Genomic DNA, 21,774 nt, shown 5'->3' with positions numbered 1-21,774 from the left:
ATGTTCGGCGACTTCGACATCAACTTCATCATCTTCGGGGTCATGCCCTATGTCGCGCTGACGATCTTCCTGGTGGGATCGATCGTGCGTTACGAGCGGGACCCCTTTACCTGGAAGAGTTCCTCGAGCCAGCTTCTGCGCCGAAAGCAGTTGATCTGGGGCTCGATCCTTTTCCACGTCGGCATCCTGACCGTGTTCTTCGGTCACCTCGTCGGCCTCTTCACGCCGATCTGGGTGCTGGATGCCATCGGCATTCCCTATGCGCTCAAGCAATGGATGGCGGTGCTGATCGGCGGCCCGGCTGGTATCGCCGCCCTGATCGGATCGACCATGTTGATCCATCGCCGCCTGGTCGATCCGCGCATCCGCGTGACATCGACTTTCCCTGACATCCTGATCATGGTCCTGATCTGGCTGCAGCTGGCCATCGGCCTGCTGACGATCACCCAGACACTGCAACACATGGACGGGTCGGAAATGGTCCGTTTCATGACCTGGTCGCAGAGCGTGGTCAGCTGGAACATCAACGCCTGGGTCACCGTCGTGGACGTGCACTGGCTCTACAAGCTGCACATCTTCCTCGGTCTCATCATCACGGCGCTGTTTCCGTTCACGCGGCTCGTCCACATCTGGTCCGGTTTCGCCGCGCCGTTCCGCTACCTGCTGACGCGGCCCGGCTACCAGATCGTGCGGTCGCGGCGGCATCGCCCGCTCGAGGAACGCCGCCGCGCCTATGACAAGGTGCAAGCCAAGCGCGGTCCTACCGCCACGACGCCAGCGGAGTGAGCCAGATGAACGTGGCCCTGTTTCCCGATGTCGTCGTGAACGGCGAAACCATCCCCTCGGCGGCAATCGCCGCCGAGGCCCAGAACCACAGCGCTCCCAAGGACAAGCCGGGGATCGCCTGGCGCAAGGCGGCGCAGGCGCTGGCGATCCGTACGCTGCTCTTGCAGGAGGCAAAACGGCGCGGGTTGACGCCCGACCCGCTCGAGCTGGCGCCGGGGCGGTTCGAGACGGACGACGAAGCCCTGATCCGCGCCTTGCTGGACGAGGCACTGGTGATCGAACCCGTCGGTGAAGAGGCTGTGCGCGGGGAATGGGAGAAGGACCCCGCCCGATATCGTTCGGCACCGCTCTGGGATGTCTCGCACATCCTGTGCGCCTGCGATCCGCGCGACGAAGCCGAGTGCGCCGCGGCCGAGGCACGGGCCGTTACCCTGCTGGCGCGACTCGACGGCGATGCCAAGGGATTTGCCGCTGCCGCGCGCGAAAGCGATTGCGGTTCGAAGGCTTCTGGCGGCCATCTGGGTCAGCTTGGCCCCGGTGACACCGTGCCGGAGTTCGAGGCAGCCCTGCGCTCCCTGACCGAAGGGGCCGTGACCCCGGCGCCCGTGTTGTCGCGCCACGGCTGGCATATCATCCGACTGAATGCCACGGCGCCGGGGCAGGTGCTGCCCTACGACACCGTTCGGCCGAAGATCGCGCAGGCGTTGGAAAAGGCAGCCTGGGCGCGCGCCTCGCGCGCCTTCGTGGAGAGCCTCGGTCAAGGGGCGCAGATCTCCGGCGCAAGCCTGACGCCGATCTGAACCACGCGAAAGGACGTGTGATGAAACCGTCAGAGACAGTGACGCGCGGAAGTGGCGACAAACCGACGAGTCCGAGCCTGCTCGCAAATCCTCTGGACTTCATCAGCGAAGACCACCTGCGCGAACGTCAGATTTGCGCAGTAATCGACGCGCTGGCAACGGCGGACGCTTTCAATCGCCAAGAAGCGACAGCGGTGCTGCGCTTTGTGAACGAGGAACTGAACGTCCACCTCCGCGACGAGGCTGAGGACCTGTTCCCGCTTCTTGCCCGGCGCTGCACAGAAGAGGATGCGATTGAGGGTGCGATCGACCGGATCAGGGCCGATCAGGATGAGGCGATGCGTCTTCTGCCCGAAGTGCGAGCGATGCTCACTCGTTGCCTCGATAGAGGGGCCGATCTGTCCGCCAAGGAGCGCGGGGTGTTGTCCAGGTTTGCGGGGCACGTGCGGCGCCACCTCGTTGCCGAAAACGCGATCCTCTTGCCGATTGCCCGCGCCCGGCTGACCCGGGCCGATCTGCGGATCCTGTCGAAACACATGCGCTCAAGACGCGGGCTGCCAGATTTCCCGGAGACGACCGATGTTGAATGACCTTCTGGCGCGCAATGTGGCGTGGTCGAAAAAACGTCACGACGAAGAGCCTGACTATTTCACCCGCCTTGCCGCCCTTCAGGCGCCCGAGTTCTTCTGGATCGGCTGTTCGGACAGCCGGGTGCCGGCCAACGTGGTCGCGGGGCTGGATCCAGGCGAAGTGTTCGTCCATCGCAACGTCGCCAACATCGTTCATTCCTCGGACATGAACCTCCTGTCGGCGCTGGAATTCGCGGTCGATGCCTTGCATGTACGCGAGATCATCGTTTGCGGCCACTATGGCTGCGGCGGGGTCAAGGCCGCGACCGAGGATCTGCCACACGGTCTGGCCGATCACTGGCTCGAGCCGATCCGGCGCCTCGCCCGTGCTTATGCGGTCGATCTGGGGCGCGAAGCCGACCTCGAGGCACAACGCGACCGGCTGGCCGAACTCAACGTGGTCGAAGGCGTGCGGCGCGTCTGCGAGACGCCGATCCTGCAGAAGGCATGGCGCCGCGGAGCCGATGTCCGCGTGCATGGCCTGATTTACGGGCTCAAGGACGGGCGCCTGCGAGATCTCGATTGCAGCATCGGGCCCGGGCATTTCCAGCCTACCCATTCCGCCGAGGAGGCAGCACAATGACCATCCATCAAGCCATCGCGTCACCGGGCTGCGGCTGTGACAGTCATGACATCCTTCACGCGCTGATCAGCATCGACGAGGCACTGACCCGGATTGCAGGAAATGTAGCACCGGTCAGCCGCACCGAGGCCCTGTCGCTCGACCACGCCTTTGGCCGCATTCTTGCCCAGCCGGTCCGGTCCCGGTCCATGGCACCGGCTTTCGATAATGCGGCAATGGATGGCTATGCGATCGCGACATCGGCCCTGACTGGCGCCGGACCTTGGGTGTTGCCAGTCGTTGCGCGCGTGCCTGCCGGGCAGGCGGTGACGACGCCGGTTGCAGGAGCCGTGGCGGCCCGGATCTTCACGGGCGCACCAATCCCGGATGGCGCGGACGCGGTCGTGATGCAGGAGGAGGTTCAGCGTGACGGGGACGTGGTTCATCTGTCGCGCCGACCTGGATCGGGACTGAATATCCGCCGTGCGGGCAGTGACATGGCCAGCGGCGCGACCGTCCTCGACAAGGGGCAGAGGCTCGGCCCGAGGGAGATCGCCGCCTGTGCCGCCGCCGGTGCAGGCATCCTGCGCGTTCGGCGCAGGCTACGCGTGGCACTACTGGTCACCGGCGACGAGGTTCGGCGCGCCGGAGGCGCGCGTGAGGCCGCCCAGATCTGGGACGTCAACACTCCGATGCTGACGGCAAGCCTTGCAGCTGCGGATGTCGACATCGTTGCCTCGGATCATGGTGCCGACAACCTTTCCGGCCTTGTCCGTCAATTGGGCGACATGGCGGCGCAAGCCGATCTTGTCATCACCACGGGCGGTATCTCGGTGGGCGAAGAAGATCATGTGAAGCCGGCCGTCATGGCATTGGGCGGCGAAACCCTGTTCAGCGGCGTTGCGATCAAACCGGGCAAGCCGGTGTCGGTCGGGCGCATCGGCAAGGCGCACTGGCTTGGATTGCCCGGCAACCCGGTATCGGCCTTCGTCACATGGCAGGTCTTTGGACTGGCGCTGATGCGTGCCCTGAGCGGCGAGGGACCCGCACCGACCCGGCGGCATGTCGTGATCGCAGGCCCAATCCGCCGCAAGCCCGGGCGCTGCGAACTCCGACCCGCCACGCTGGCCGGTTTCGATGGCCATGGTCGCGAGATTGTCTCCTTCGAGGATGCCACGCATTCGGCCCGTGTCGGGCTGCTCTCTCCAGCGGACGGGCTGATGTTTCTGCCCGCCGACGTCGAATCCCTGCCAGCCGGTGCGCTGGTTGAATTCCAACCTTTTTGCCAATCCTGAAGGAGCCCCGGACATGAAACTCGCCTACACGATGGCGCCAGGACGCGGCGATACGGATCTGGTGCTTGAACGGCTGGCAGCGAACCTCGCAGCCCGGGGCCTCAGATGCTGCGGCACTGTCCAGATCAACAGCGAGCGCGCCGATGCCGGCCCCTGCGACATGGATGTGCGGGTGCTGCCAGAAGGTCCCGTTCTGCGCATCAGCCAGGATCTTGGCCCGCAGGCGCGGGGGTGCCGCCTCGACCCTGCCGCGCTGGAAACGGCGGTGGGTCTGGTCAAGGTCAGCCTCTCATCCGGCGCGGACCTGCTGATCGTCAACAAGTTCGGAAAGCACGAGGCGGAGGGGCGGGGGTTCCGCGACGTGATCGCCGAGGCGGTTGCGATGGAGATCCCCGTTCTGGTCGGTCTAAATGCGCTCAACCGACCGGCCTTCGAGAGTTTCGCAGAAGGGCTGGCAATCCAGCTCGCGCCCACGACCGAAGCGCTGATGGCGTGGGTAAACGAGGTGACAGCGTTGGCGGACGAACTGGTCTGATTTCGACCGATCGTCGGAAGTTGCTGTTCGTCTTTCGGAGATGAAGGCCGGCGGTCACTGGAACAGGGCATCTTCTGCCCGGTTTCGGAAATGGGCCAAGCGCATGCCACGCTGGTAGGCACGAAGATATGCAACCAAGTCCACGCAGACGGCAGGCTTATTCAATGGGCCCGGATCACTGGAGGATCTGGCCGAGACCCAAGGAGTCAGAGATGTTTGGGCCGCTTGTGTGCGCGCGGATCAATTACACAGGGTGTATTGGCGGGCCGTTCTGGCGTCGAGGAAGCTGAAATCGCGCAGTCCGCACCTTTTCACGCCGCACTTGCCAATCTTACGCCGCAACCCGAGGGACCACTCGCTCGACTAACCGCAGAAATCGTGAGTTGCGAGCCCCCGCAACCAACGATATTTGCGATGCCTCCGCCGGTCCTGCCGCGGAGGTTTTTGCGTTTGGGGTTCCCGCGTGCCGGGGTCGTCTGCTGCGCCCTCCCGCAACCAACTTTACATTGGCAGTTCTCGAAACTCCGAGGTAAGGGCCAACAAAAGCCCCCACAACAGACGTGCCTTTCGATGCCTTCGTCGGTCCTGCCGCGGAGGTTTTTGCGTTTAGGCCCCCACAGCCCCCCAGGAGCGTCTGTCGCCCCATCCCGCAACCAACCCTTGCGAAAACAGAACGTCCAAAACCTCGGCCTCCAAAAGGACGGCGGCGTTTGCTTGTCCACACCAAAGAGCAAAATCGAACCCTCGTCACACCAAAAAACAATGCAAAGAAAATTGCAGTGTTCGAACACCGTACGCACGAGGCTCATCAAGCGCACAATGTGTCACCCAGCCAGAGCCGCCCTTTTCCATTGGCTATCTGGCACGTGCACCCCCTCTCGCCGCGACATCCTTTCGGCTTCGCTTGTCATTCAAATGCCAACCAGACGCACAGCGATCCCAAGATAGCTGTATCGGCCAAATCGCCGCGTCGGCCGGACATGTGCAGGAACATCCAACGTCAAAAGGGAAATCATCGGTCGCGATCTCGGCCTGAATGAACGCGCTGGCCACGAACATAGAAAAATGTGCAAAGCGAAGCCTCCCTCCCGAGGCAGGTGGCACACAGACAGCTGTGTTACCGAAGGAAATGACGCGCCTGTTGCCCACCCAAGATGCTCGTTCTTCGGAGCGTTGCGGGCAGCGGCCATCAATGCTGCAATGGCTGCAGACCGAGGCAATGCGCACGGCGGCAAATATGGTGTCAGGCAGCGTCTCGTCCAGGTTTTCCGACGCAAGATCGACTACCCGGTCGATCGCCGTCAATTCAAGCGGCAGGCGAGGATAGTGGCAGAGGATTTCTGGATCGAAATGATCTGATGGAGGCCAAAACCGGTGCTGATGCGGATGCGGATGACCGCGCGGCGCCGCGCGCAATCCGGCCACCTCGCCTTGCACCTCCTCGAGCGCGACGAAGATCTCTTGCGCCCGCGGAGACTGCATCACGCCCTCCGAAGTCTGCGAAAGGCGCCCCGTCCGATAGAGCAAGCAATCCCGCCGATCCTCAAGCGGGTCGACGCGCTTCGAAACCGCTGGCCGCGTCAGGCCCGGGATGTGACGGCGCAGGAATTGTGGCCACGAGAGCAGCCGCTCCTCAAGGTGATGGCTGGAACGATCAGCCTTCGATTGGTGGCACGGCCCGCAGATAGAGATGCCATGTGGTGTGGCCAAGGATAGGCAGGGTGAAGATCAGGCCCAGAAACGCCGGAACCAGCGACGCCAGCAAAACGACCGCGATGATCGCCGCCCATGTAAGCATGACTGCCGGGTTTTCCTTGACGACGCGAATGGATGTGAGCATCGCGGAAATGAAATCGATATCCCTGTCGAGCAGCATCGGCATGGCGACGACGGTCACCGTGAACATCACAGCAGACAGGAACGCACCTGCACAGGTGCCAATGGCAAGAAAGGTCCAACCCTCCGGTGTGAAGAAAACCGTGTTGAAGAAACCGTCCAGATCCGAAAAGGATGAATCCTGAAGCACGATCACCAGCACGGTCCGAAACTGGTAAAACCAAACCCATAGAACGAACAGGGTGACAAAAGCCATCCAGCCCATCTCGCGATTGCGTTGTTGAACCATCACGGTGAGGATTTCAGGCCAGCCGAAATGATCTCCCTTCTGCAACCGGCGTGACATCTCATAAAGCCCGGCGGCGGCGAATGGTGCGATCAATGGAAAGGCGACGGCGGCTGGAATGACCATCCAGACCTTGCCGAGCCAGACTAGGCTCCAAACAGACAGGATTCCAAAAACCGCGTAGAAAAGGCCGAAGAAGCCGCTCATTAAGGGGCGCGCCTGAAAGTCGGAAAACCCTGCTTTCAGCGATGCGGTGATATCTTCGCCGGTCAGCGTGTTGACCTCGGGCATGGTTGCCCGCTGCGGCGTCAGATCGCCCGGTGGTGTGGAGCCTTTGCCGTTGAATGTCATGACATGATCCTTTCAAACAGGGGCATCGCGCAGCTCCGTTGCCCAAAAAACCGACTGTGAAACCGCCATCGCTCCTGCAGGCATAGGTTCGCATCAGAAGAGGCGCGAGAGCAAGCGGGGAGCATGGCAGCGATGCCGGCTTTGCCGAGGTCGCTACCAGAAAATGCCGCGCGCGGCCGCTATGACCGGTCGGATGAAGCAGCGTTGCACCATCGTGACGGACTGCAGAGGTCGGCTTTGCGCCGTCCTTGTCGGGGAGCGGAGATTGGACGGACAATGTGCCGTGGCCGATCCAATCGCGGCAACGGATCCGCTGCAGAGGCAATTGGAAGATTCCAACAACCGTTCAGGCAATGCTTCCGATATTTGGCAGGACCCTGCGTCGGACCCCGACGCCAGGTCGAGAGCATCTGCGCAACCTGCTCATGTGAAAGGTGATCAAACCGGCTGCATCTCAAAGCGCACGCGTCCAACCGGAACGCCCAACCGTGTAACGATGGCGTCGTTGATCACGCGACCATCGGCCCCGAAATAGATGACGTCTTCAAATCCCAGTCTTGTGACGTCGCTTCCTGATCGAAAGTCAGCCGTGTATGACAGGCGAATCTCGTTTTCGGTCTCGATCACCTCCGGGAACCGTACGGTGTCTTCACGCTGCCCGGTCCACCTGCCAGGGCCTGCTCTATCAAAGACCCACGTCAGGCGGTTCTCTTCACCGTCGTCGTAGACAAAGTCCTCCACAACGGTCAGGCGATCGCCAACCAGTTGGCTATGGAGGCGCGCTGTGAACCGTCGTTCTGCGCCGGTGAGGTCAACCCGAAAGACACCCGCCCCAATCGCGTAACCAGAGAAGGCGCGATCAAGCGTTATCGGTTTGAGCGGTCCGGCGGGGGAAGCCGGCACACGGGCGCATGCCGTGAGCGCAACAGACCCAAGAAGGAGCGAGCGGCGTGTGATCGACATTGTTCACCTGTTGATAAGGGGCACACAGCTCTCAAACATATGGATTGTCAGCTTGAGATAACCCGACACGTCGCGGCGTCGACATGGGTTTTGAGGCAACTCGGCGGTCAACCGGATGTCGCCGGCGTTTCTTGGCGTCATGTTTCGCGGATTTGCATAATCACCCGTTCATCCAGCGCCAAATGCACGCCCAGTTGTCCTGTTTTCCCGACCACCGGGGTTTTGGACAGCTTGACTTCAATCGCCATGATCTGGGGGAATGCCGCACATGCGTGGACAATCCGGGTCATCAGGCGTTCTTGGGTTTCGTAATGCCCATCCCGGGCCAATCGGTCAATTTCCGCGATGAGCGGATCATAGTCGAAGACGCGGTCCATGTCGTCGGTGTCTATCAAGACCAAGCGCGGGTCGATCTTCAATCGCAAGTCAAGGATATGCGCCTCTGGCACAACGTCTCCGGGGCCGTAAGTCCCGATATCTGTTGTGAGCTTGAGCCCGGAAAGTTCGATATGGCTTTGCCCGTCCACGTATCACCTCTGAGAGATTTGTTTGCGTTGAAGATATCAGTCCAGGATGTCTGGGTCGTCGTGATGCACCAAGCGCACCAATTCGTCGGTCAGCCTCTTCTTGTATCGCCGCTGCCTGCGGCGCGCCTTGGCCGCGTTTGCCCGCCACCCCTCACGTTTGTCAGAAACGATTTCTTCAAGGTCATCGACGGTCTCGACCTTTGCCGCATCCTTTGGCGATGTTCGTTTTGGCATTTCGGGATATCTCGGTGATGTGCCTGCGGTCCAACGACCGAGGTCTTGAAGTATTGGCAATCTGGGGCGCCATATGCGCCGGCATTTGGCGAATTTGCTAACGGCCCTTGCGGTCTCCGCTTCTGGTTTGGGGACTCAGCCCGTTGGCCGATCTTTGCGAAGGCTGTGAGCGGTGTGTGCGGCGGGTGATCTTTCCTGTTTTCGGTGGTGCGTGCCGCGATGCAACAAGGACAGCGGCAAGCCGACTGTGCCTAACGCGGGACTGTTCATTGGTTCACCCATGTCACACGCGGTAATTTCCTATGGTCTCGATACGCCCCGAGCTGCGTTGCGGATCGAAATTATCCAGACGTTTTTGGGCTGTGCTAAGTCATGTCGGGAAAATGTATTTTTATCAGTAGGTTGGGTAATCTGCGTCAAGCGGTCGCATGACTGGTGAAGAAGGGTAACTCTGGCCGTGAAATGCAGCCCAACATCAATCCAGCCAATGCTGGCCACATCATGTGAAAATAAACCCGCAACCGCCATCTCGGTATGGATGCAGTTCTTGGGCTGCTGCTCCAAACCGTGCAGGTCCGCATGCAAATCTCGACGCAAGACGCTGCCAGGAAACAGGTCTTCTACTGCCCGTTGATGTGCGGCCGTGTCCATGGCTGCGCATGATCAGGGTGTCAAACCGGCTCCCCTTCGATTGTGGGCCTGTGGTCAATTGCTGTGACGTTGGACCCGGTCCCTGCCTGGAGCCAGGATCGCTCCCTCACATCGTGCGCGGCGCATGCCCGCCAAGTCTGGCATGCTCGTCCCTCATCCCGAACCTCACGCAGTATCCACCTTGCCATGAAAGGGGCTGAGCGACGAGAGCTTCTGTGATCGTCCGGGATGGAACACCTAGTCAGTATATCTGCGACCATCATCCCGCGTCAGACGCTCCCAGAGGTAAATGGTGAACGTTCCACCACCACCGCAGGTATGCTGCGCATTGATGAAAAACCCGGAAGCGCTGTAAATCGCATCCATATTGCAGGATCCCGAAACATCGTTGCCTTCCCTGTTGATCGACCAAGTATCTGGCGGACCGTCCCAATTCAGCCAAACAACGCGCCAGCTATTCGTGAGGCAGCCATCAACCCGATATAAATCCGCAATCCAGTCACCTGCATTCTGACTATTGTATTTCATGTGTGCAATTGTCCCAAAACAGTCATCACATACGCATTGCTGTGCATGTACCGGGAAACTGGAAACAGCATAGAAAAAGGCTGCAATTAAGGTGAAAGATCTTAGCATCACGTCTCTCCCATAGAGGTGCAAAGCACATCGCCCTCTTGCCTTTTGGCGACGCGCCACCACCAAGTCCCTAAAAGTATACAAAAATATGGTTGTTTGGGCGTTGATTTCAGTCAAATCAGGACGTTCAACGCCTTGTGTCACCGACGGCGCGCTTGCGTCGTCCCCCGGTTTCGGAGGCCGCATGAGGAGAGTTCAAGCGGCCCTCACTTTCTTAGTGGAGGGCATTGCGCCAATGCCCATGCCTGGCCTTTCCTTGGTGTCGGTCCAGTGGCATTTGGGTGGGTGTTCGTCCACATCCTCGATGCCATCGCAGTCACATCGCCCCGGCCATTCGATGCGGATGGTTCGATTGAACAAGTCACCCATTGCGCGCTTTCTTTGTCCAACCTCGCGACCGAGGCAGGGCTGAAAAAGGAGCAGAGATCTGTATCTATCGATCTTTGAAGATGCGGCGCCACGCAATATCGTTCTGGCATGGCGCGCTTAATCGGTGCATTTCCTGGGTATCGGTTCAACCCTGCGCCGATCACGCGACACTCTGCGGTGGTTTGTCTGACGCGCCTGCGATTGCCGCAGTATTCGCGATTATCCGCACATCCGGGGCCGGGGCCGGTGCGACGGTGAAGGATAGCGCGTCGCAGCGTGCGAGAGCGGGCGTCAGAGAACACACTTCCAGTCTTGCGTTGCTGATCACGCTGAAGGCGCGTTTGTCACGCGTTTGACCCAAGTGCCGTGGTGAGCCCCGCGTCGACGCCCAAAAGGGGCCATGTCGCACGATTCTGCTCAATTGCAGCGGTCTGCGCTCTTGCACCGGGTAAAAGGCAAAAGGCGGGCGAAACCCCGAGCGGTGCCGCCGTGTCGTTTCCGGTCAAATCCGATCGAGCACCCTAAAAGCGCGCATTCAGGGCATGTAGGCTCCGCCATTCACGTGCAGAACCTGACCCGTCATGTAGCGGGCCGCATCCGAAAGCAGAAACAGGATCGGTCCGGTGACGTCCTCCGCTTCGGCGATGCGTCCCAACGGGATTGTGGCGGCATAGGCGTCCCGGTCGATCGGTGCGCCGCCGCGCTCATCTGATCGACCCGTGCCGCCGCGCAGAAAGGCGGTTTCGACGGCGGAGGGGGCGACGCAATTGACCCGAATGCGGGGTGCACAATCCAGCGCCAGTTGGCGGGTCAGCGCGCTGATCCCGGCCTTGGCAACCGCGTAGGCGCCGAAGCCCGGGCGCGCGTTGTGACCGAGGCCGGACCCCACATGGACCATCGCGCCGCCATCCGCGAGATGCGGCACGGCAAAGCGGGACGCATGAAACGCGGCGGAAAGATTGCCGGTCAGGACTTCATCCCATAGCGACTGATCGTAGCTGCCAATCGGGCGCGGCGGGGCCATGAAGCCGCACAGGTTCACGAAGCCGTCGATCTGGCCCACGTCGTCAAAGGCGCGTTCAAGCGTTGCAGGCACAGAAGCATCAACTTCGATCGCCGGTCCGTCAGGAGGATGCCGATCCAGCGATGCGGCAAGGTCGAGCACGGTGACGGTGTGTCCGGCGTCAAGGGCGGCCCGGGCAAGCGCGCGTCCGATGCCGCCTGCGCCTCCAAGAATGCTCAGTCTCATAACACCTCCTCCAGCCAGACCACATCGGCACGCGCGGCGTCCAGCGCGGCGTCGACGCACTCAAACCCGGCCGCGTTTCCTTCGCTGCTCCGCCAGCCGGTCGGGTCTTCCGGGTCGCGCCGGAACGCGGCCCAGCCATAGCCGCCCTCCGCGCGTGCGGTGATATCCACGCAGCGTAGCCCACAGGGGCTTTCGAATGATTTCAGAACCTTGTGCCTATGTGCCATGCGTATCTCCCGGTTTGCCCGCGCGCCGGGCGGCAGATTTGGCGGCGGCAAGCACATGGCTTGACATCACGCTTTCGGCCCAGTCGGCAGCACCGGCCTGAAAGGCATCCACCAATTCGCGATGGTGCCGTGTGGAGCGGATCAGATCACCTTCCGAATAACTGTGATAGGTGCGTGCCACGATGCCGACATCAACCGCCATTTGCAAAATTGCGACAAGACGCGGCGACGCGGCGGCCTCGGCGATGATGCGGTGGAACTCCGCATTGATGATGGAGATTTCTTCGTAGTCTTCCGCCGATTGCGGCGGTGTCAGCGCCTCCATGCGCGTTGTAAGAGCGTCCAGCCGGGCGATCTGGCTGTCATTGATCAGCGTCGCGGCGCGACCGGCAGCGTAGCATTCGAGCCGGCGACGGATCTCGAAGATCTGGTCGAGCTCGTCCTCGGGAAAATCCGCCACACGGGTGGAATAGCCTTCGCCACGCTCCACGAAGCCTTCATGGATCAAACGATTGATAGCCTCGCGCACCGGCGTCCGGGAGAGCCCCAGTTCGGTGGCCAGCGTGCGTTCCTTGAGCCGTCCGCCACTCGGCAGATCTCCGGATATGATCCGGGAGCGGATGATCTGGTACGCCTGTTCGGCCGCAGGGATACGGCTGTCTCCGTCCATCAGGCGGCTTGCGGGCTGGGAAACCCGCCGGCCTTCATCACCTGTCCCGGCACGGGATGACCGAGTGCGTCTTCCAGCCATTCCGCGGCGCGGATTGCAGCATCGAGGTCGACCCCTGTTTCGACGCCTGAGCGGTCCAGCATGTAGACGAGGTCTTCGGTGGCGATATTGCCGGTTGCCCTTGGGGCGAAAGGGCATCCCCCGGTGCCGCCAAGCGAGGCATCCAGTCGGCGTACGCCCGCGTCAAGCCCGGCCCAGGCGTTGGCGATCCCGGTGTTGCGGGTGTTGTGCAGGTGCAGACGGAGCGGCACATCGGGAAACGCCGCGCGAACGGCGGCGACGCGTTCGGTCACGTCGCGGGGCGTGGCCACGCCGATGGTATCCGCAAGCGCAAGCTCGTGCGGGTCATGGGCCATGACCGCCTCCACCACCGCCATCAGCCGGGCCACCGAGACGTCGCCCTCGAATGGGCAGCCAAAGGCCGCCCCGATGGTCAGCCCGAGGCCGATGCCGTCTGGGGCGTCCGCACTGACCGCGCCGAATGCGGCAACGCTGTCAAAGGTGCCGGTTCCCTGATTTTTCTGGTTGAAGGTCTCTGAAGCGACCACGACAAAATTTGCCTCGTCCAGACCGGCGTCCACGGCGCGGTCAAAACCGCGCTTGTTGAGGGTCAGCCCAATGGATCGGATACCCGGGGGCAAGCCGGCGGCAACGTCTGCGGCATCGGCCATCTGGGGCACGCGCTTGGGGTTGACGAAGCTTGTGACCTCTGCGCGCCGCAATCCGGCATCGCGGGCACGGGTGATCAAGGACAGTTTTTGTGCAGTCGACAGGATCGTTTTTTCGTTTTGTATCCCGTCTCTGGGGGAAACTTCTATAATCTCGCAAAAATTCGTTGCCATTCTGTCGCACCCTCTTATTTCTGTATACCAAATAAGGATGCAGCAAGCGTCGTCAACCATGGGGAGCAACAGATGACCGAGTCTCAGGAGCGGCAGGGACCGCTGACGGATCTGCGTGTGATCGAGATGGGGCAGCTTTTGGCAGGCCCGTTTTGTGGACAGCTGCTGGCAGATTTCGGCGCCGAGGTGATCAAGATCGAAGCGCCCGAAGTGGGTGATCCGATGCGCCAGTGGGGTCGTGAAAAACCGCATGGGAAGTCGCTCTGGTGGCCCGTGGTTGCGCGCAACAAGAAATCCATCACTCTGAACCTGCGCACCGAAGACGGGCAGGAGATCGTGCGCAATCTCGTCCGCAACGCCGATATCCTGATCGAGAATTTCCGTCCCGGGACCATGGAGCGCTGGAATCTTGGCTTCGACGACCTGCACAAGATCAACCCGCGGCTCATCATGGTGCGCGTCACCGGGTTCGGCCAGACCGGCCCTTATTCGTCGCGCGCGGGATATGGCGCGATCGGCGAGGCGATGGGCGGCTTGCGCTATGTCGTCGGGGACCCAAGCACGCAGCCGAGTCGCATGGGGATTTCCATCGGGGACGAGCTTGCCGCCGTGCATGCCTGTATGGGGGCCTTGATGGCGGTGCACGCCCGCGAGCGCACCGGGAAAGGCCAGATCGTTGACAGCGCCATTTACGAGGCTGTGCTCAACATGATGGAGAGCCTCGTCACGGAATACGATGTGGCCGGTTATGTGCGCGAACGCACCGGGGCGATCTTGCCCAATGTTTCGCCGTCCAACGTGTTCGACACCGCCGATGGCAAGCTGCTCCTGATCGCCGCAAACCAGGACACCGTGTTCAAGCGGCTGGCACAAGCCATGGGCCGCCCGGAGCTGGCCGAGGACGCGCGCTACGCCACTCACGGTGCGCGAGGGGCGCACCAGGTCGAACTCGACTCGATGATCAATGACTGGACCAAGACGATCCCGCTCGATGATCTCGAAGAACTGATGAACGCGCATGGCGTGCCCTGTGGCCTGATCTACAAGGCCGAGGACATGATGAAGGACGAACACTTCAAGGCGCGCGAGGCGCTTGTAAAGGTGGATCACCCCGATTTCGGACCGATCACCATGCAAAACGTGGCACCGCGGCTCAGCGATACGCCTGGCAAGGTGCGCCACGTTGGACCCGAGCTCGGCGAGCACAACGATTACGTGTTCTCTGAATTGCTGGGCATAGACCAAGACAAGCAGAACGCCTTGCGCGACGCGGGCATCATCTGATCCGATGACGGAACCGCGCGCGCCAGATTTACCGGAATCTGCCAGCTTTCTGACGGTCGACGAGGCCGCGGAACGGCTCGGCACCTCGCGGTTGCGGGTGCGCGAGGCGGCTGCGCGGGGGCTCTTGCCGGTGCGGCGCGACAATGAGGGTCGGTTGCGGGTCGATCTGCCGGAGGGCCGGCGCGTGATTCCGCCGGGGCGGCACGGTCTCAAGCCAGACGCGATCATGGGCTTCCTCTTTGACGATATCGAAGAGCTCGAAGCCGCGGTCTCGGCCCGTGACGAGACGATCCAGCGGTTAACGGCCCTGTTGGAGCGGCAGGATGCGGCTCTGGAGGTCGCCAGAAAGACGCTTGAGACAGATCAAGACCACAAGGCCCGGCTGAGCGCTCTGCTCGACCGGGCCTTGTTGCATCTGGAGGCCGGGGCCGCGCGCGAAAACCGGCTTGCGGCGCTGTCGGATCGGTCCCTGTCCGCGCTGGAGGACGCTTTGCTGCGCTCGGAGGACGGGGCCGAAAAGGCACGGGCGCTGGCTGGATTGCTCGAGCGGGCGATGACCATCGCCGAAGACGGGGCCGGCACGAAGGACGTGGCGGATCGCGCGCTGGGATTGCTAGACGGCGCCGTGTCCAGGGCAGAGGCCGAAGCCCGTGCGCGGAGCGCGGCGGACGCGGCCCGGGCGGCAGCGGAAGAAACGCTCGCGGCGCGCGAAGCCGCTCTGGCAGAGCGGGAGGAATCGCTGGAACGGACGCTTGCGCTGTCGGAGCGCGCAGCGGCGCTGGCGGATCTGAACCAGACGCCCGTTCAAAAGGGTTTTTGGCAACGGTTGTTCGGGTTGTGAGACCCGTGTGGATGCAGGATTGCGAGGGGAGACATCATGTCGGTCACCGATGAACTGATACGCAAATACGAAGAGCGGCTGGCCGCGTTCGAGGACCGGCTGCGTCGGATCGAAACGGGCGGGCCGGTCGCGATGCCAAGCGGGCGCGCGCCTCAGGGGTTGCGCCTTGGCGTTGATGTCGGAGGCACGTTTACAGACCTTCTGTTGCTTGATGAACGCAACGGTCGGACATTTACGGCGAAAGTGCCCTCGACACCGGAGGACAGCTCCAAGGGCGTGCTGAACGGGATCGAGAAGATCTGCCGTATCGCGGGCATCGACCCGACCGACATCACCGAAGTCATGCACGGCACCACCGTGGCAACGAACACCGTGCTCACCTCGTCGGGCGCGCTTGTGGGGCTTGTGACCACGAAGGGCTATCGCGACGTGTTGCAGATCGCGCGCTCCTACGTGCCGGGCGGGCTCGGCGGCTGGGTCATCTGGAACAAGACCGATCCGCTCGCACCGCTGGAATACACCATCGAGGCCGAAGAGCGCATGGATGCGCAAGGCAATGTGCTTGTGCCGCTGAACGAGAAGGCGCTGCGCAAGGACCTCGAGACGCTTTTGAAATCTGGCATCGAGGCGCTGACCGTGGCGCTCTTCAACGGCTATGCAAACGATGCGCATGAACGGCGCATTGCCCAGATCGCACAGGAGATCGCGCCGGATATCCCGGTGTCGACATCCGCCAGCGTGATGCCGGAGATGTATGAATACGAACGCACCGAAACCACGGTGGTGAATTCCTATGTCCGACCCGTGGTGTCGAAATACGTGCGTAACCTTCAGGATGAGCTGCGCCGCCGGATGGGCGAGGGCACGATGCTTCAGATCCTGCGGTCCGATGGCGGGCTGTCATCGGCTCAGGCGGCGATGGACCAGCCGGTCAACCTGCTGATGTCCGGCCCCGCGGGCGGTGTCGCGGGCGCGCTCTGGATTTCCAAACAGGCCAATTTCAAGAACCTTCTGACTTTCGACATGGGCGGCACGTCGACGGATGTGGCACTGATCGAAGGTGGCGTGGCCCGCACGCGGCGCGAGACCCGGGTCGGCGATGTGACGGTGCGGGCGCCTTCCATCGATGTGCGCACTGTGGGCGCGGGCGGTGGCTCCATTGCCTATACGCCCGAACTCACGAAGGCTTTGCGCGTCGGGCCGCAATCCGCGGGCGCGACGCCCGGTCCTGCGGCGTACAAGAAGGGCGGCGAAGAGCCGACCGTGACCGATGCCAACGTGGTGCTGGGGTATTTGCCGTCGGATGCCAAACTTGGCGGCGACATGGATATTTCGCGCGATCTGGCCGCGAAAGCGGTGGCGAAGGTTGCAGAGACGCTCGATTTGAGCATCGAGGATGCCGCAGAGGGCATCATTCGCATAGTCAATGAAAACATGGTTGGGGCGTTGCGGCTGGTCTCGGTCGAACAAGGCTATGATCCCCGCGACTTCGCCCTGATCGGGTTTGGCGGGGCGGGGCCGCTGCACGCCAATGCGCTGGCGCGGCTGGTCAATGCCTGGCCCGCCATCGTGCCGCCGGGGCCGGGGGTGCTCTGCGCCTATGGCGATGCGACCACACGGCTGCGCAACGAAGCCTCGCAAACCTATGTCACGCCGGTATCTGAAACCTCCGACAGCGAAATGCGCGGCATGCTGTCGGATCTCGCGGCACAGGCCGCCGAGACGCTGTCCGCCGAGGGTGTGCCGGCTCATGAGCAGGAAACGCTCTACCAGATCGATATCCGCTACAAGGGGCAGGGGATGAAGCTGACGGTGGATCTCGCGCCGGAGGCGTTTTCGCTGGCGGAGGTCACGCGGCAATTTGATGCCGAACATGAGCAGCTTTTTACCTTCGCGCTGGATGCCGAGCACGAGATCGTGGGGCTGCGCGCTGTCGTGCAGGGCGCAGAGAAGGCTTTCATCAACCCCGAGACCACCCGTGGCGAGGCTGACTCCAGCCACGCACAAGTGCAGCGCACGCGGATATTCGAGGGCGGTGGTTGGCAGGAGGGCTGGATCTATGACCGCGCCAAGCTCAGCCCGGGGAACCGAGTGCCGGGCCCCGCGGTGGTGACGGAGATGGACAGCACGTCTGTGATCCTGCCGGGCCATGTGGGTGTCATCGATGCCGTGGGCAACATCCTGATCTGGCCCGACGATCATCCGGAGGCACGGCCATGACCGGTTTGCGCCTGACCGGGGCTGGATCGCGCGGCGACCGCCCCACCCACCCACCCGCGTCCGCCGCGCGATCCCTGCACTTCCTGACCGGAGGCCTGTTCTGATGCCCGCCCGTATCATCGAGACCAATTCCACCCCGTTCAACCGCGTCACCGTTGACCCGATCACGCTCGACATCGTCGAAAACGCCTTGCGCAACGCCCGCAACGAGATGGACGCGGTTCTGTTCCGCACGGCCATGTCGCCGGGTATCCGCGAACAGCACGACGCCTTCCCGCTGATCGCCAACGAGGAGGGCAAGATGGTTGTGGGCCAGTTTGGCTCCTTCCTCTATGGCTTCATGCAAGGCTATGACGGCACGATCGAGGATGGCGATGTCTTCATCACCAACGATCCCTACAGCTGCAATGGCGCGGTGAGCCACCTCAACGACTGGCTTCTGATGATGCCGATCTTCCATGACGGCAAGCTGGTGTCCTGGGCGGCGATGTTTGGCCACATGACGGATGTTGGCGGCAAAGTGCCTGGCTCACTGCCGACGGACGCCAAGATGATCTACGAAGAGGGCATCATCGTCCCGCCGACGAAGATCTACCGGGGCGGTGCGCTTCAGGACGAGTTGCTCAACATCCTGTTGCACAACACCCGCATGCCGGAATGGAACAAGTCGGACTTCTTCGCGATCATCGCGGCGCTGCGTCTCGCGGAACGCCGCGTCCGGGAAAACATCGAGCGCTTCGGCACCGATACCTACATCTCGGCCATGCAGGACATGCTGGACCGAAACAAGGCCGCCATGGGCGCGATCATCCAGATGATCATTCCCGAGGCCGTGGACGGCAAAAAGGCGTATTTCGAAGACTGGATCGACGATGACGGGATGGGCAACGGCCCCTACAAGATCGCCTGCCACCTGCACCGCGAGGGTGAGATCGCCTATTTCGATTTCACTGGCAGCGATCCGCAGAGCTTCTCGTCGATCAATTTCCTGCTCAACGAAGAAATGTTCAAGATGTTCTTCGGCGCGTTCACGATCAACCTCTTCGATCCGCAGATCCTCTTCAACGACGGGTTCTACGACCTGGTCGATGTCCACATCCCCGAAGGCTGCATCCTGAAGCCCAAGAAACCGGCCGCCCTGTCCTGCCGGACACATATGCTGGGGCGGATCTTCGATTTGATGGGCGGTCTGTTGGGGCAGGGCGCGCCCGATGCGTTGAATGCTGCCGGGTTCTCCGACAGCCCGCACTTCATGTATTCCGGCTTCGACGGCGATGGTGAGTGGTATCAGCTCTTCCAGATCGGCTTCGGCGGCATCCCCGGGCGGCCCGCCGGTGACGGCGCCGATGGCCATTCGCTCTGGCCTGCCTTCACCAACGTGCCCAATGAATTCCTCGAGGCCTATTTCCCGCTGCGCATCCGCACCTACGCCACCATCCCCGACAGCGGCGGCGCGGGCCTGCATCGCGGTGGCAACGGCATCACCATCGCCTACGAGATGCTGGAGGCCGGCGAGGTCTCGATCCATGATGACCGCTGGCTGACCTACCCCTGGGGGGTCAACGGCGGCGAACCGGGTATGCGCTCGACCAAGCGGCTGGTGCGTGCGGATGGCACGGAGGAAAACATCCCGTCGAAATGCGACCGTCTTGCGGTGCAACCCGGCGACATCCTGCATTTCAATACCTGGGGCGGCGGCGGCTGGGGCGATCCCTTTGCACGCGATCCGGCGCTTGTCCTGCGCGACGTAAAGCGTGGCCTCGTGACCGAAGACGGCGCACGGCGCTATGGCGTGGTCATCGCCCAAGGCGCCATCGACATCAAGGCAACCGAGACGCTGCGCCGTGACCTGACATCTGCGCGTGGCGACACGAAGCTCTTCGACCGCGGCTTCGAAAGCATCGAAGAACTCAAGAAGCGGGCCTTGCGCCAAACAGGCTTCGAACCCCCGAAGGCGCCGATCTTCCGACAACGCTACGCGAGGGCCGCCGAATGACACCCCGCTTGCTTCCACACAGCGCCTGTCTTCTTTGGGCCGCAAATATCCCGGGGAGCGCGAGGGGCTGGCCCCTCGCCACCCAGGACGACAGGAGCGCGAACCCATGACAGACGCGCTCGATACCAATTATGCCCGCGCGGGCTACCATGCGGCGCAAACGCGGGGCACGCGCCCGGCGGTGCTCTTCATCGACTTTGCCAATGCCTATTTCGATCCGGCTGCGCCGCTCTATGGCGGTGAGGGCTGCCAGACGGCGCTCGACAATGCCGCCCGTCTCGCGCCCGCGGCGCGTAGGCTTGGCATTCCGACGATCTTCACGGAGGTGAAATACCAACCCGGCGGGGCTGATGGCGGGGCATTCTACGCAAAAGTCCCCGCGCTGAGTTGCTTCGATGCCGGCGCACCCACCCAAAAGCTGCAACCGCCACTGGAATACACGCCGCAAGACATCGTGGTGACCAAGCAATACCCGTCGGCGTTTTTCGGCACCACCCTCGCCGCGACCCTGCACTGGCTGAAGATCGACACGCTGCTGCTGACCGGGGTCACGACGTCCGGCTGCGTGCGGGCAAGCTGCATCGACAGCATCAGCCACGGGCTTGTGACGCTGGTGGTCGAGGATGCGGTTGGCGATCGCGCCGAAGAGCCACACCGCGCCAACCTCTTCGACATGAGCGCCAAATATGCCGACCTGATCTCGACAGACGACGCGATTGCCTATCTCGAATCCTTACAAAAACCCAGCATGGAGGCTCAGTCATGACCCGTATTCTCGCCACATCCGCGACGCTCGCCCTTCTGGCAAGCCCCGCACTTGCCGATATGGACGCGGCCCGCGCCCTGATCGAACAATACTCGGCGACCCCCACTTTCGAGGCTCCCGGCGCGCCGTTTGATGCGCGCGCCTGCATGGCGGACAAGAAGATGTTCGTGATCCCGCTGACCAACGCCAATCCGTTCAACGCGGCAATCAGTCAGGGATTTGTCGATGCGGCCGAAATGGTCGGCTTCGAGCTGCGGGACTGGGAAACCCAGATGGATCCCTCCGGCTGGATTCAGGGCATCAGCACCGCCGTTGCAGAAGGCTTCGATCTGATCGACCTGCAGGGTGGCCTGCCGCCGGAATTCCTCGTGCCGCAAATCACCGAGGCGCGCGCAGCCGGGGTGAAGGTCACCGCGACGCATAACTGGGACGCGACCACGCAGGAGACGCCGGAATTCATGGATGGCGCGGCCAATACCGATTACGTCACCATTGGCGAGATCATCGCCGCCTGGACCATGGTGCAGACCGACGGCAAGGTGAACGCGCTGGTGCTGGGCCCCGACGAAATCACCCCCACCGCTCCGCTGCGCGACGCCATCATCGGTTATCTCGAAACCAACTGCCCCGACTGCACGACCAACTATATCAACGTGCCGGTCAACGACTGGGCGACGCAGGGGCAGCCCGCGGTGCAGAACGCGCTGCTGGCGGATCCGAGCATCAACTACGTGTTGCCGGTCTACGACTCGATGTCCCAGTTCATCGTGCCCGCCATCCAGATTGCCGGATCGAGCGCCAAGATCGTCAGCTATAACGGCACGCCCTTTGTGCTCGACATGATGCGCGATGGCGATATCGTGGAGATGAACGTGGGCGAAAGCCTCGGTTGGGTCGGCATGGCGGGAACGGACGCCAATATGCGCCTGCTTTGTGACGCCGGTTCGGTGACAAAACTGAACACGCCGGCCTTCATCTTCACCGATGACAATGTCGAAACCGCGGGCATCCCCGCCACCTTCAACGACGGTTACGGTGATGTGCACACCGAAGGCTTCCGCAAGCTCTGGATGCTCGACTGACGCAAGCCCGCCGCGCGGCCCCCGTTTCTTCTGTCCGGAAATACCTCTCGGGGGGTGCGGGGGGCAGACAGCCCCCC

General features: G+C 62.2%; 23 protein-coding genes. 12 read left to right on the top strand and 11 right to left on the bottom strand.

Annotated features, from left to right (window positions below; genetic code table 11):
* Genes narI through J1C49_RS12800 form a run of 6 tightly spaced genes read left to right on the top strand, consistent with a single transcriptional unit; the run spans window position 1 to window position 4,607 of the window.
* Window positions 1–786 carry a respiratory nitrate reductase subunit gamma gene (gene narI, locus J1C49_RS12825; protein WP_227446232.1) on the top strand — a complete coding sequence of 262 codons (786 nt, stop codon included), beginning with the start codon at window positions 1–3 and terminating at the stop codon, window positions 784–786.
* Window positions 787–791: 5 nt separating this feature from the next.
* Window positions 792–1,586, top strand: a complete 795-nt coding sequence (locus J1C49_RS12820; RefSeq protein WP_227446231.1) for a peptidylprolyl isomerase — start codon at window positions 792–794, stop codon at window positions 1,584–1,586.
* Between the two features lie 20 nt (window positions 1,587–1,606).
* Window positions 1,607–2,176 (top strand): hemerythrin domain-containing protein, encoded by a 570-nt coding sequence (locus tag J1C49_RS12815; RefSeq protein WP_227446230.1) that lies wholly within the window; start codon window positions 1,607–1,609, stop codon window positions 2,174–2,176.
* Window positions 2,166–2,798: a carbonic anhydrase gene (locus tag J1C49_RS12810; protein ID WP_050930779.1), complete on the top strand. Its 633-nt coding sequence runs from the start codon at window positions 2,166–2,168 to the stop codon at window positions 2,796–2,798. Before J1C49_RS12815 ends, J1C49_RS12810 begins: the two co-directional genes overlap by 11 nt.
* Complete coding sequence (gene glp, locus J1C49_RS12805; RefSeq protein WP_227446229.1) at window positions 2,795–4,072, top strand: gephyrin-like molybdotransferase Glp; 1,278 nt, start codon at window positions 2,795–2,797, stop codon at window positions 4,070–4,072. The genes J1C49_RS12810 and glp overlap by 4 nt, the downstream gene beginning before the upstream one ends.
* A gap of 13 nt (window positions 4,073–4,085) precedes the next feature.
* Window positions 4,086–4,607, top strand: a complete 522-nt coding sequence (locus J1C49_RS12800; RefSeq protein ID WP_227446228.1) for a DUF2478 domain-containing protein — start codon at window positions 4,086–4,088, stop codon at window positions 4,605–4,607.
* Window positions 4,608–5,462: 855 nt separating this feature from the next.
* On the opposite strand, the gene J1C49_RS12795 is transcribed toward J1C49_RS12800, so the two are convergent.
* The 11 genes from J1C49_RS12795 to J1C49_RS12745 all read right to left on the bottom strand — a co-directional run bounded on the left by J1C49_RS12795 (window position 5,463) and on the right by J1C49_RS12745 (window position 13,508).
* Complete coding sequence (locus J1C49_RS12795; protein WP_227446227.1) at window positions 5,463–6,089, bottom strand: hypothetical protein; 627 nt, start codon at window positions 6,087–6,089, stop codon at window positions 5,463–5,465.
* A 172-nt stretch (window positions 6,090–6,261) separates the two neighbouring features.
* Entirely contained in the window at window positions 6,262–7,080 is an 819-nt protein-coding gene (locus J1C49_RS12790; RefSeq protein WP_227446226.1) for a DUF2189 domain-containing protein, read from the bottom strand.
* 438 nt (window positions 7,081–7,518) lie between these two features.
* Entirely contained in the window at window positions 7,519–8,043 is a 525-nt protein-coding gene (locus J1C49_RS12785; RefSeq protein WP_227446225.1) for a DUF3833 family protein, read from the bottom strand.
* A 137-nt stretch (window positions 8,044–8,180) separates the two neighbouring features.
* Window positions 8,181–8,570, bottom strand: coding sequence for a dihydroneopterin aldolase (locus J1C49_RS12780; protein WP_227446224.1), 390 nt, complete (start codon window positions 8,568–8,570; stop codon window positions 8,181–8,183).
* Window positions 8,571–8,606: 36 nt separating this feature from the next.
* A complete protein-coding gene (locus tag J1C49_RS12775) occupies window positions 8,607–8,804 on the bottom strand; it encodes a hypothetical protein (RefSeq protein ID WP_227446223.1) in 198 nt (65 codons plus the stop codon).
* 300 nt (window positions 8,805–9,104) lie between these two features.
* On the bottom strand, window positions 9,105–9,455 hold the full coding sequence (locus J1C49_RS12770; protein ID WP_227446222.1) for a hypothetical protein: 351 nt from the start codon (window positions 9,453–9,455) through the stop codon (window positions 9,105–9,107).
* Window positions 9,456–9,692: 237 nt separating this feature from the next.
* Complete coding sequence (locus J1C49_RS12765; RefSeq protein ID WP_227446221.1) at window positions 9,693–10,235, bottom strand: hypothetical protein; 543 nt, start codon at window positions 10,233–10,235, stop codon at window positions 9,693–9,695.
* Between the two features lie 760 nt (window positions 10,236–10,995).
* Entirely contained in the window at window positions 10,996–11,709 is a 714-nt protein-coding gene (locus J1C49_RS12760; protein ID WP_227446220.1) for an SDR family NAD(P)-dependent oxidoreductase, read from the bottom strand.
* Window positions 11,706–11,936: a hypothetical protein gene (locus J1C49_RS12755; RefSeq protein WP_227446219.1), complete on the bottom strand. Its 231-nt coding sequence runs from the start codon at window positions 11,934–11,936 to the stop codon at window positions 11,706–11,708. The genes J1C49_RS12760 and J1C49_RS12755 overlap by 4 nt, the downstream gene beginning before the upstream one ends.
* Window positions 11,926–12,606 carry a GntR family transcriptional regulator gene (locus J1C49_RS12750; RefSeq protein ID WP_227446218.1) on the bottom strand — a complete coding sequence of 227 codons (681 nt, stop codon included), beginning with the start codon at window positions 12,604–12,606 and terminating at the stop codon, window positions 11,926–11,928. The genes J1C49_RS12755 and J1C49_RS12750 overlap by 11 nt, the downstream gene beginning before the upstream one ends.
* Entirely contained in the window at window positions 12,606–13,508 is a 903-nt protein-coding gene (locus J1C49_RS12745) for a hydroxymethylglutaryl-CoA lyase (protein ID WP_227446217.1), read from the bottom strand. Before J1C49_RS12745 ends, J1C49_RS12750 begins: the two co-directional genes overlap by 1 nt.
* 72 nt (window positions 13,509–13,580) lie before the next feature.
* Between J1C49_RS12745 and J1C49_RS12740 the strand changes: the two genes are divergently transcribed.
* The 6 genes from J1C49_RS12740 to J1C49_RS12715 all read left to right on the top strand — a co-directional run bounded on the left by J1C49_RS12740 (window position 13,581) and on the right by J1C49_RS12715 (window position 21,697).
* On the top strand, window positions 13,581–14,792 hold the full coding sequence (locus J1C49_RS12740; RefSeq protein WP_227446216.1) for a CaiB/BaiF CoA-transferase family protein: 1,212 nt from the start codon (window positions 13,581–13,583) through the stop codon (window positions 14,790–14,792).
* A gap of 4 nt (window positions 14,793–14,796) precedes the next feature.
* A complete protein-coding gene (locus J1C49_RS12735) occupies window positions 14,797–15,633 on the top strand; it encodes a hypothetical protein (RefSeq protein WP_227446215.1) in 837 nt (278 codons plus the stop codon).
* Between the two features lie 36 nt (window positions 15,634–15,669).
* The gene (locus J1C49_RS12730) at window positions 15,670–17,853 is read left to right on the top strand and encodes a hydantoinase/oxoprolinase family protein (RefSeq protein WP_227446214.1); all 2,184 of its coding nucleotides are present in this window, start codon (window positions 15,670–15,672) and stop codon (window positions 17,851–17,853) included.
* A gap of 103 nt (window positions 17,854–17,956) precedes the next feature.
* On the top strand, window positions 17,957–19,849 hold the full coding sequence (locus J1C49_RS12725) for a hydantoinase B/oxoprolinase family protein (RefSeq protein WP_227446213.1): 1,893 nt from the start codon (window positions 17,957–17,959) through the stop codon (window positions 19,847–19,849).
* A gap of 106 nt (window positions 19,850–19,955) precedes the next feature.
* Window positions 19,956–20,615, top strand: coding sequence for an isochorismatase family protein (locus J1C49_RS12720; protein ID WP_227446212.1), 660 nt, complete (start codon window positions 19,956–19,958; stop codon window positions 20,613–20,615).
* A complete protein-coding gene (locus J1C49_RS12715; RefSeq protein WP_227446211.1) occupies window positions 20,612–21,697 on the top strand; it encodes a substrate-binding domain-containing protein in 1,086 nt (361 codons plus the stop codon). The genes J1C49_RS12720 and J1C49_RS12715 overlap by 4 nt, the downstream gene beginning before the upstream one ends.
* The last annotated feature ends 77 nt before the right edge of the window (window positions 21,698–21,774 follow it).

Source organism: Cognatishimia sp. F0-27, assembly GCF_020667845.1.
Lineage (GTDB): Bacteria > Pseudomonadota > Alphaproteobacteria > Rhodobacterales > Rhodobacteraceae > JAFMPQ01.
Note: the sequence above shows the minus strand (reverse complement) of the source record. Positions and strands in the feature narration are given on the sequence as shown.

Excerpts from the sequence above, each read along its gene's own strand:
- narI (WP_227446232.1), top strand. The coding sequence starts at position 1 with ATGTTCGGCGACTTCGACATCAACTTCATCATCTTCGGGGTCATGCCC.
- J1C49_RS12820 (WP_227446231.1), top strand. The coding sequence starts at position 792 with ATGAACGTGGCCCTGTTTCCCGATGTCGTCGTGAACGGCGAAACCATC.
- J1C49_RS12815 (WP_227446230.1), top strand. The coding sequence starts at position 1,607 with ATGAAACCGTCAGAGACAGTGACGCGCGGAAGTGGCGACAAACCGACG.
- J1C49_RS12810 (WP_050930779.1), top strand. The coding sequence starts at position 2,166 with ATGTTGAATGACCTTCTGGCGCGCAATGTGGCGTGGTCGAAAAAACGT.
- glp (WP_227446229.1), top strand. The coding sequence starts at position 2,795 with ATGACCATCCATCAAGCCATCGCGTCACCGGGCTGCGGCTGTGACAGT.
- J1C49_RS12800 (WP_227446228.1), top strand. The coding sequence starts at position 4,086 with ATGAAACTCGCCTACACGATGGCGCCAGGACGCGGCGATACGGATCTG.
- J1C49_RS12795 (WP_227446227.1), bottom strand. The coding sequence starts at position 6,089 with ATGCAGTCTCCGCGGGCGCAAGAGATCTTCGTCGCGCTCGAGGAGGTG.
- J1C49_RS12790 (WP_227446226.1), bottom strand. The coding sequence starts at position 7,080 with ATGACATTCAACGGCAAAGGCTCCACACCACCGGGCGATCTGACGCCG.
- J1C49_RS12785 (WP_227446225.1), bottom strand. The coding sequence starts at position 8,043 with ATGTCGATCACACGCCGCTCGCTCCTTCTTGGGTCTGTTGCGCTCACG.
- J1C49_RS12775 (WP_227446223.1), bottom strand. The coding sequence starts at position 8,804 with ATGCCAAAACGAACATCGCCAAAGGATGCGGCAAAGGTCGAGACCGTC.
- J1C49_RS12770 (WP_227446222.1), bottom strand. The coding sequence starts at position 9,455 with ATGGACACGGCCGCACATCAACGGGCAGTAGAAGACCTGTTTCCTGGC.
- J1C49_RS12760 (WP_227446220.1), bottom strand. The coding sequence starts at position 11,709 with ATGAGACTGAGCATTCTTGGAGGCGCAGGCGGCATCGGACGCGCGCTT.
- J1C49_RS12755 (WP_227446219.1), bottom strand. The coding sequence starts at position 11,936 with ATGGCACATAGGCACAAGGTTCTGAAATCATTCGAAAGCCCCTGTGGG.
- J1C49_RS12750 (WP_227446218.1), bottom strand. The coding sequence starts at position 12,606 with ATGGACGGAGACAGCCGTATCCCTGCGGCCGAACAGGCGTACCAGATC.
- J1C49_RS12745 (WP_227446217.1), bottom strand. The coding sequence starts at position 13,508 with ATGGCAACGAATTTTTGCGAGATTATAGAAGTTTCCCCCAGAGACGGG.
- J1C49_RS12740 (WP_227446216.1), top strand. The coding sequence starts at position 13,581 with ATGACCGAGTCTCAGGAGCGGCAGGGACCGCTGACGGATCTGCGTGTG.
- J1C49_RS12735 (WP_227446215.1), top strand. The coding sequence starts at position 14,797 with ATGACGGAACCGCGCGCGCCAGATTTACCGGAATCTGCCAGCTTTCTG.
- J1C49_RS12730 (WP_227446214.1), top strand. The coding sequence starts at position 15,670 with ATGTCGGTCACCGATGAACTGATACGCAAATACGAAGAGCGGCTGGCC.
- J1C49_RS12725 (WP_227446213.1), top strand. The coding sequence starts at position 17,957 with ATGCCCGCCCGTATCATCGAGACCAATTCCACCCCGTTCAACCGCGTC.
- J1C49_RS12720 (WP_227446212.1), top strand. The coding sequence starts at position 19,956 with ATGACAGACGCGCTCGATACCAATTATGCCCGCGCGGGCTACCATGCG.
- J1C49_RS12715 (WP_227446211.1), top strand. The coding sequence starts at position 20,612 with ATGACCCGTATTCTCGCCACATCCGCGACGCTCGCCCTTCTGGCAAGC.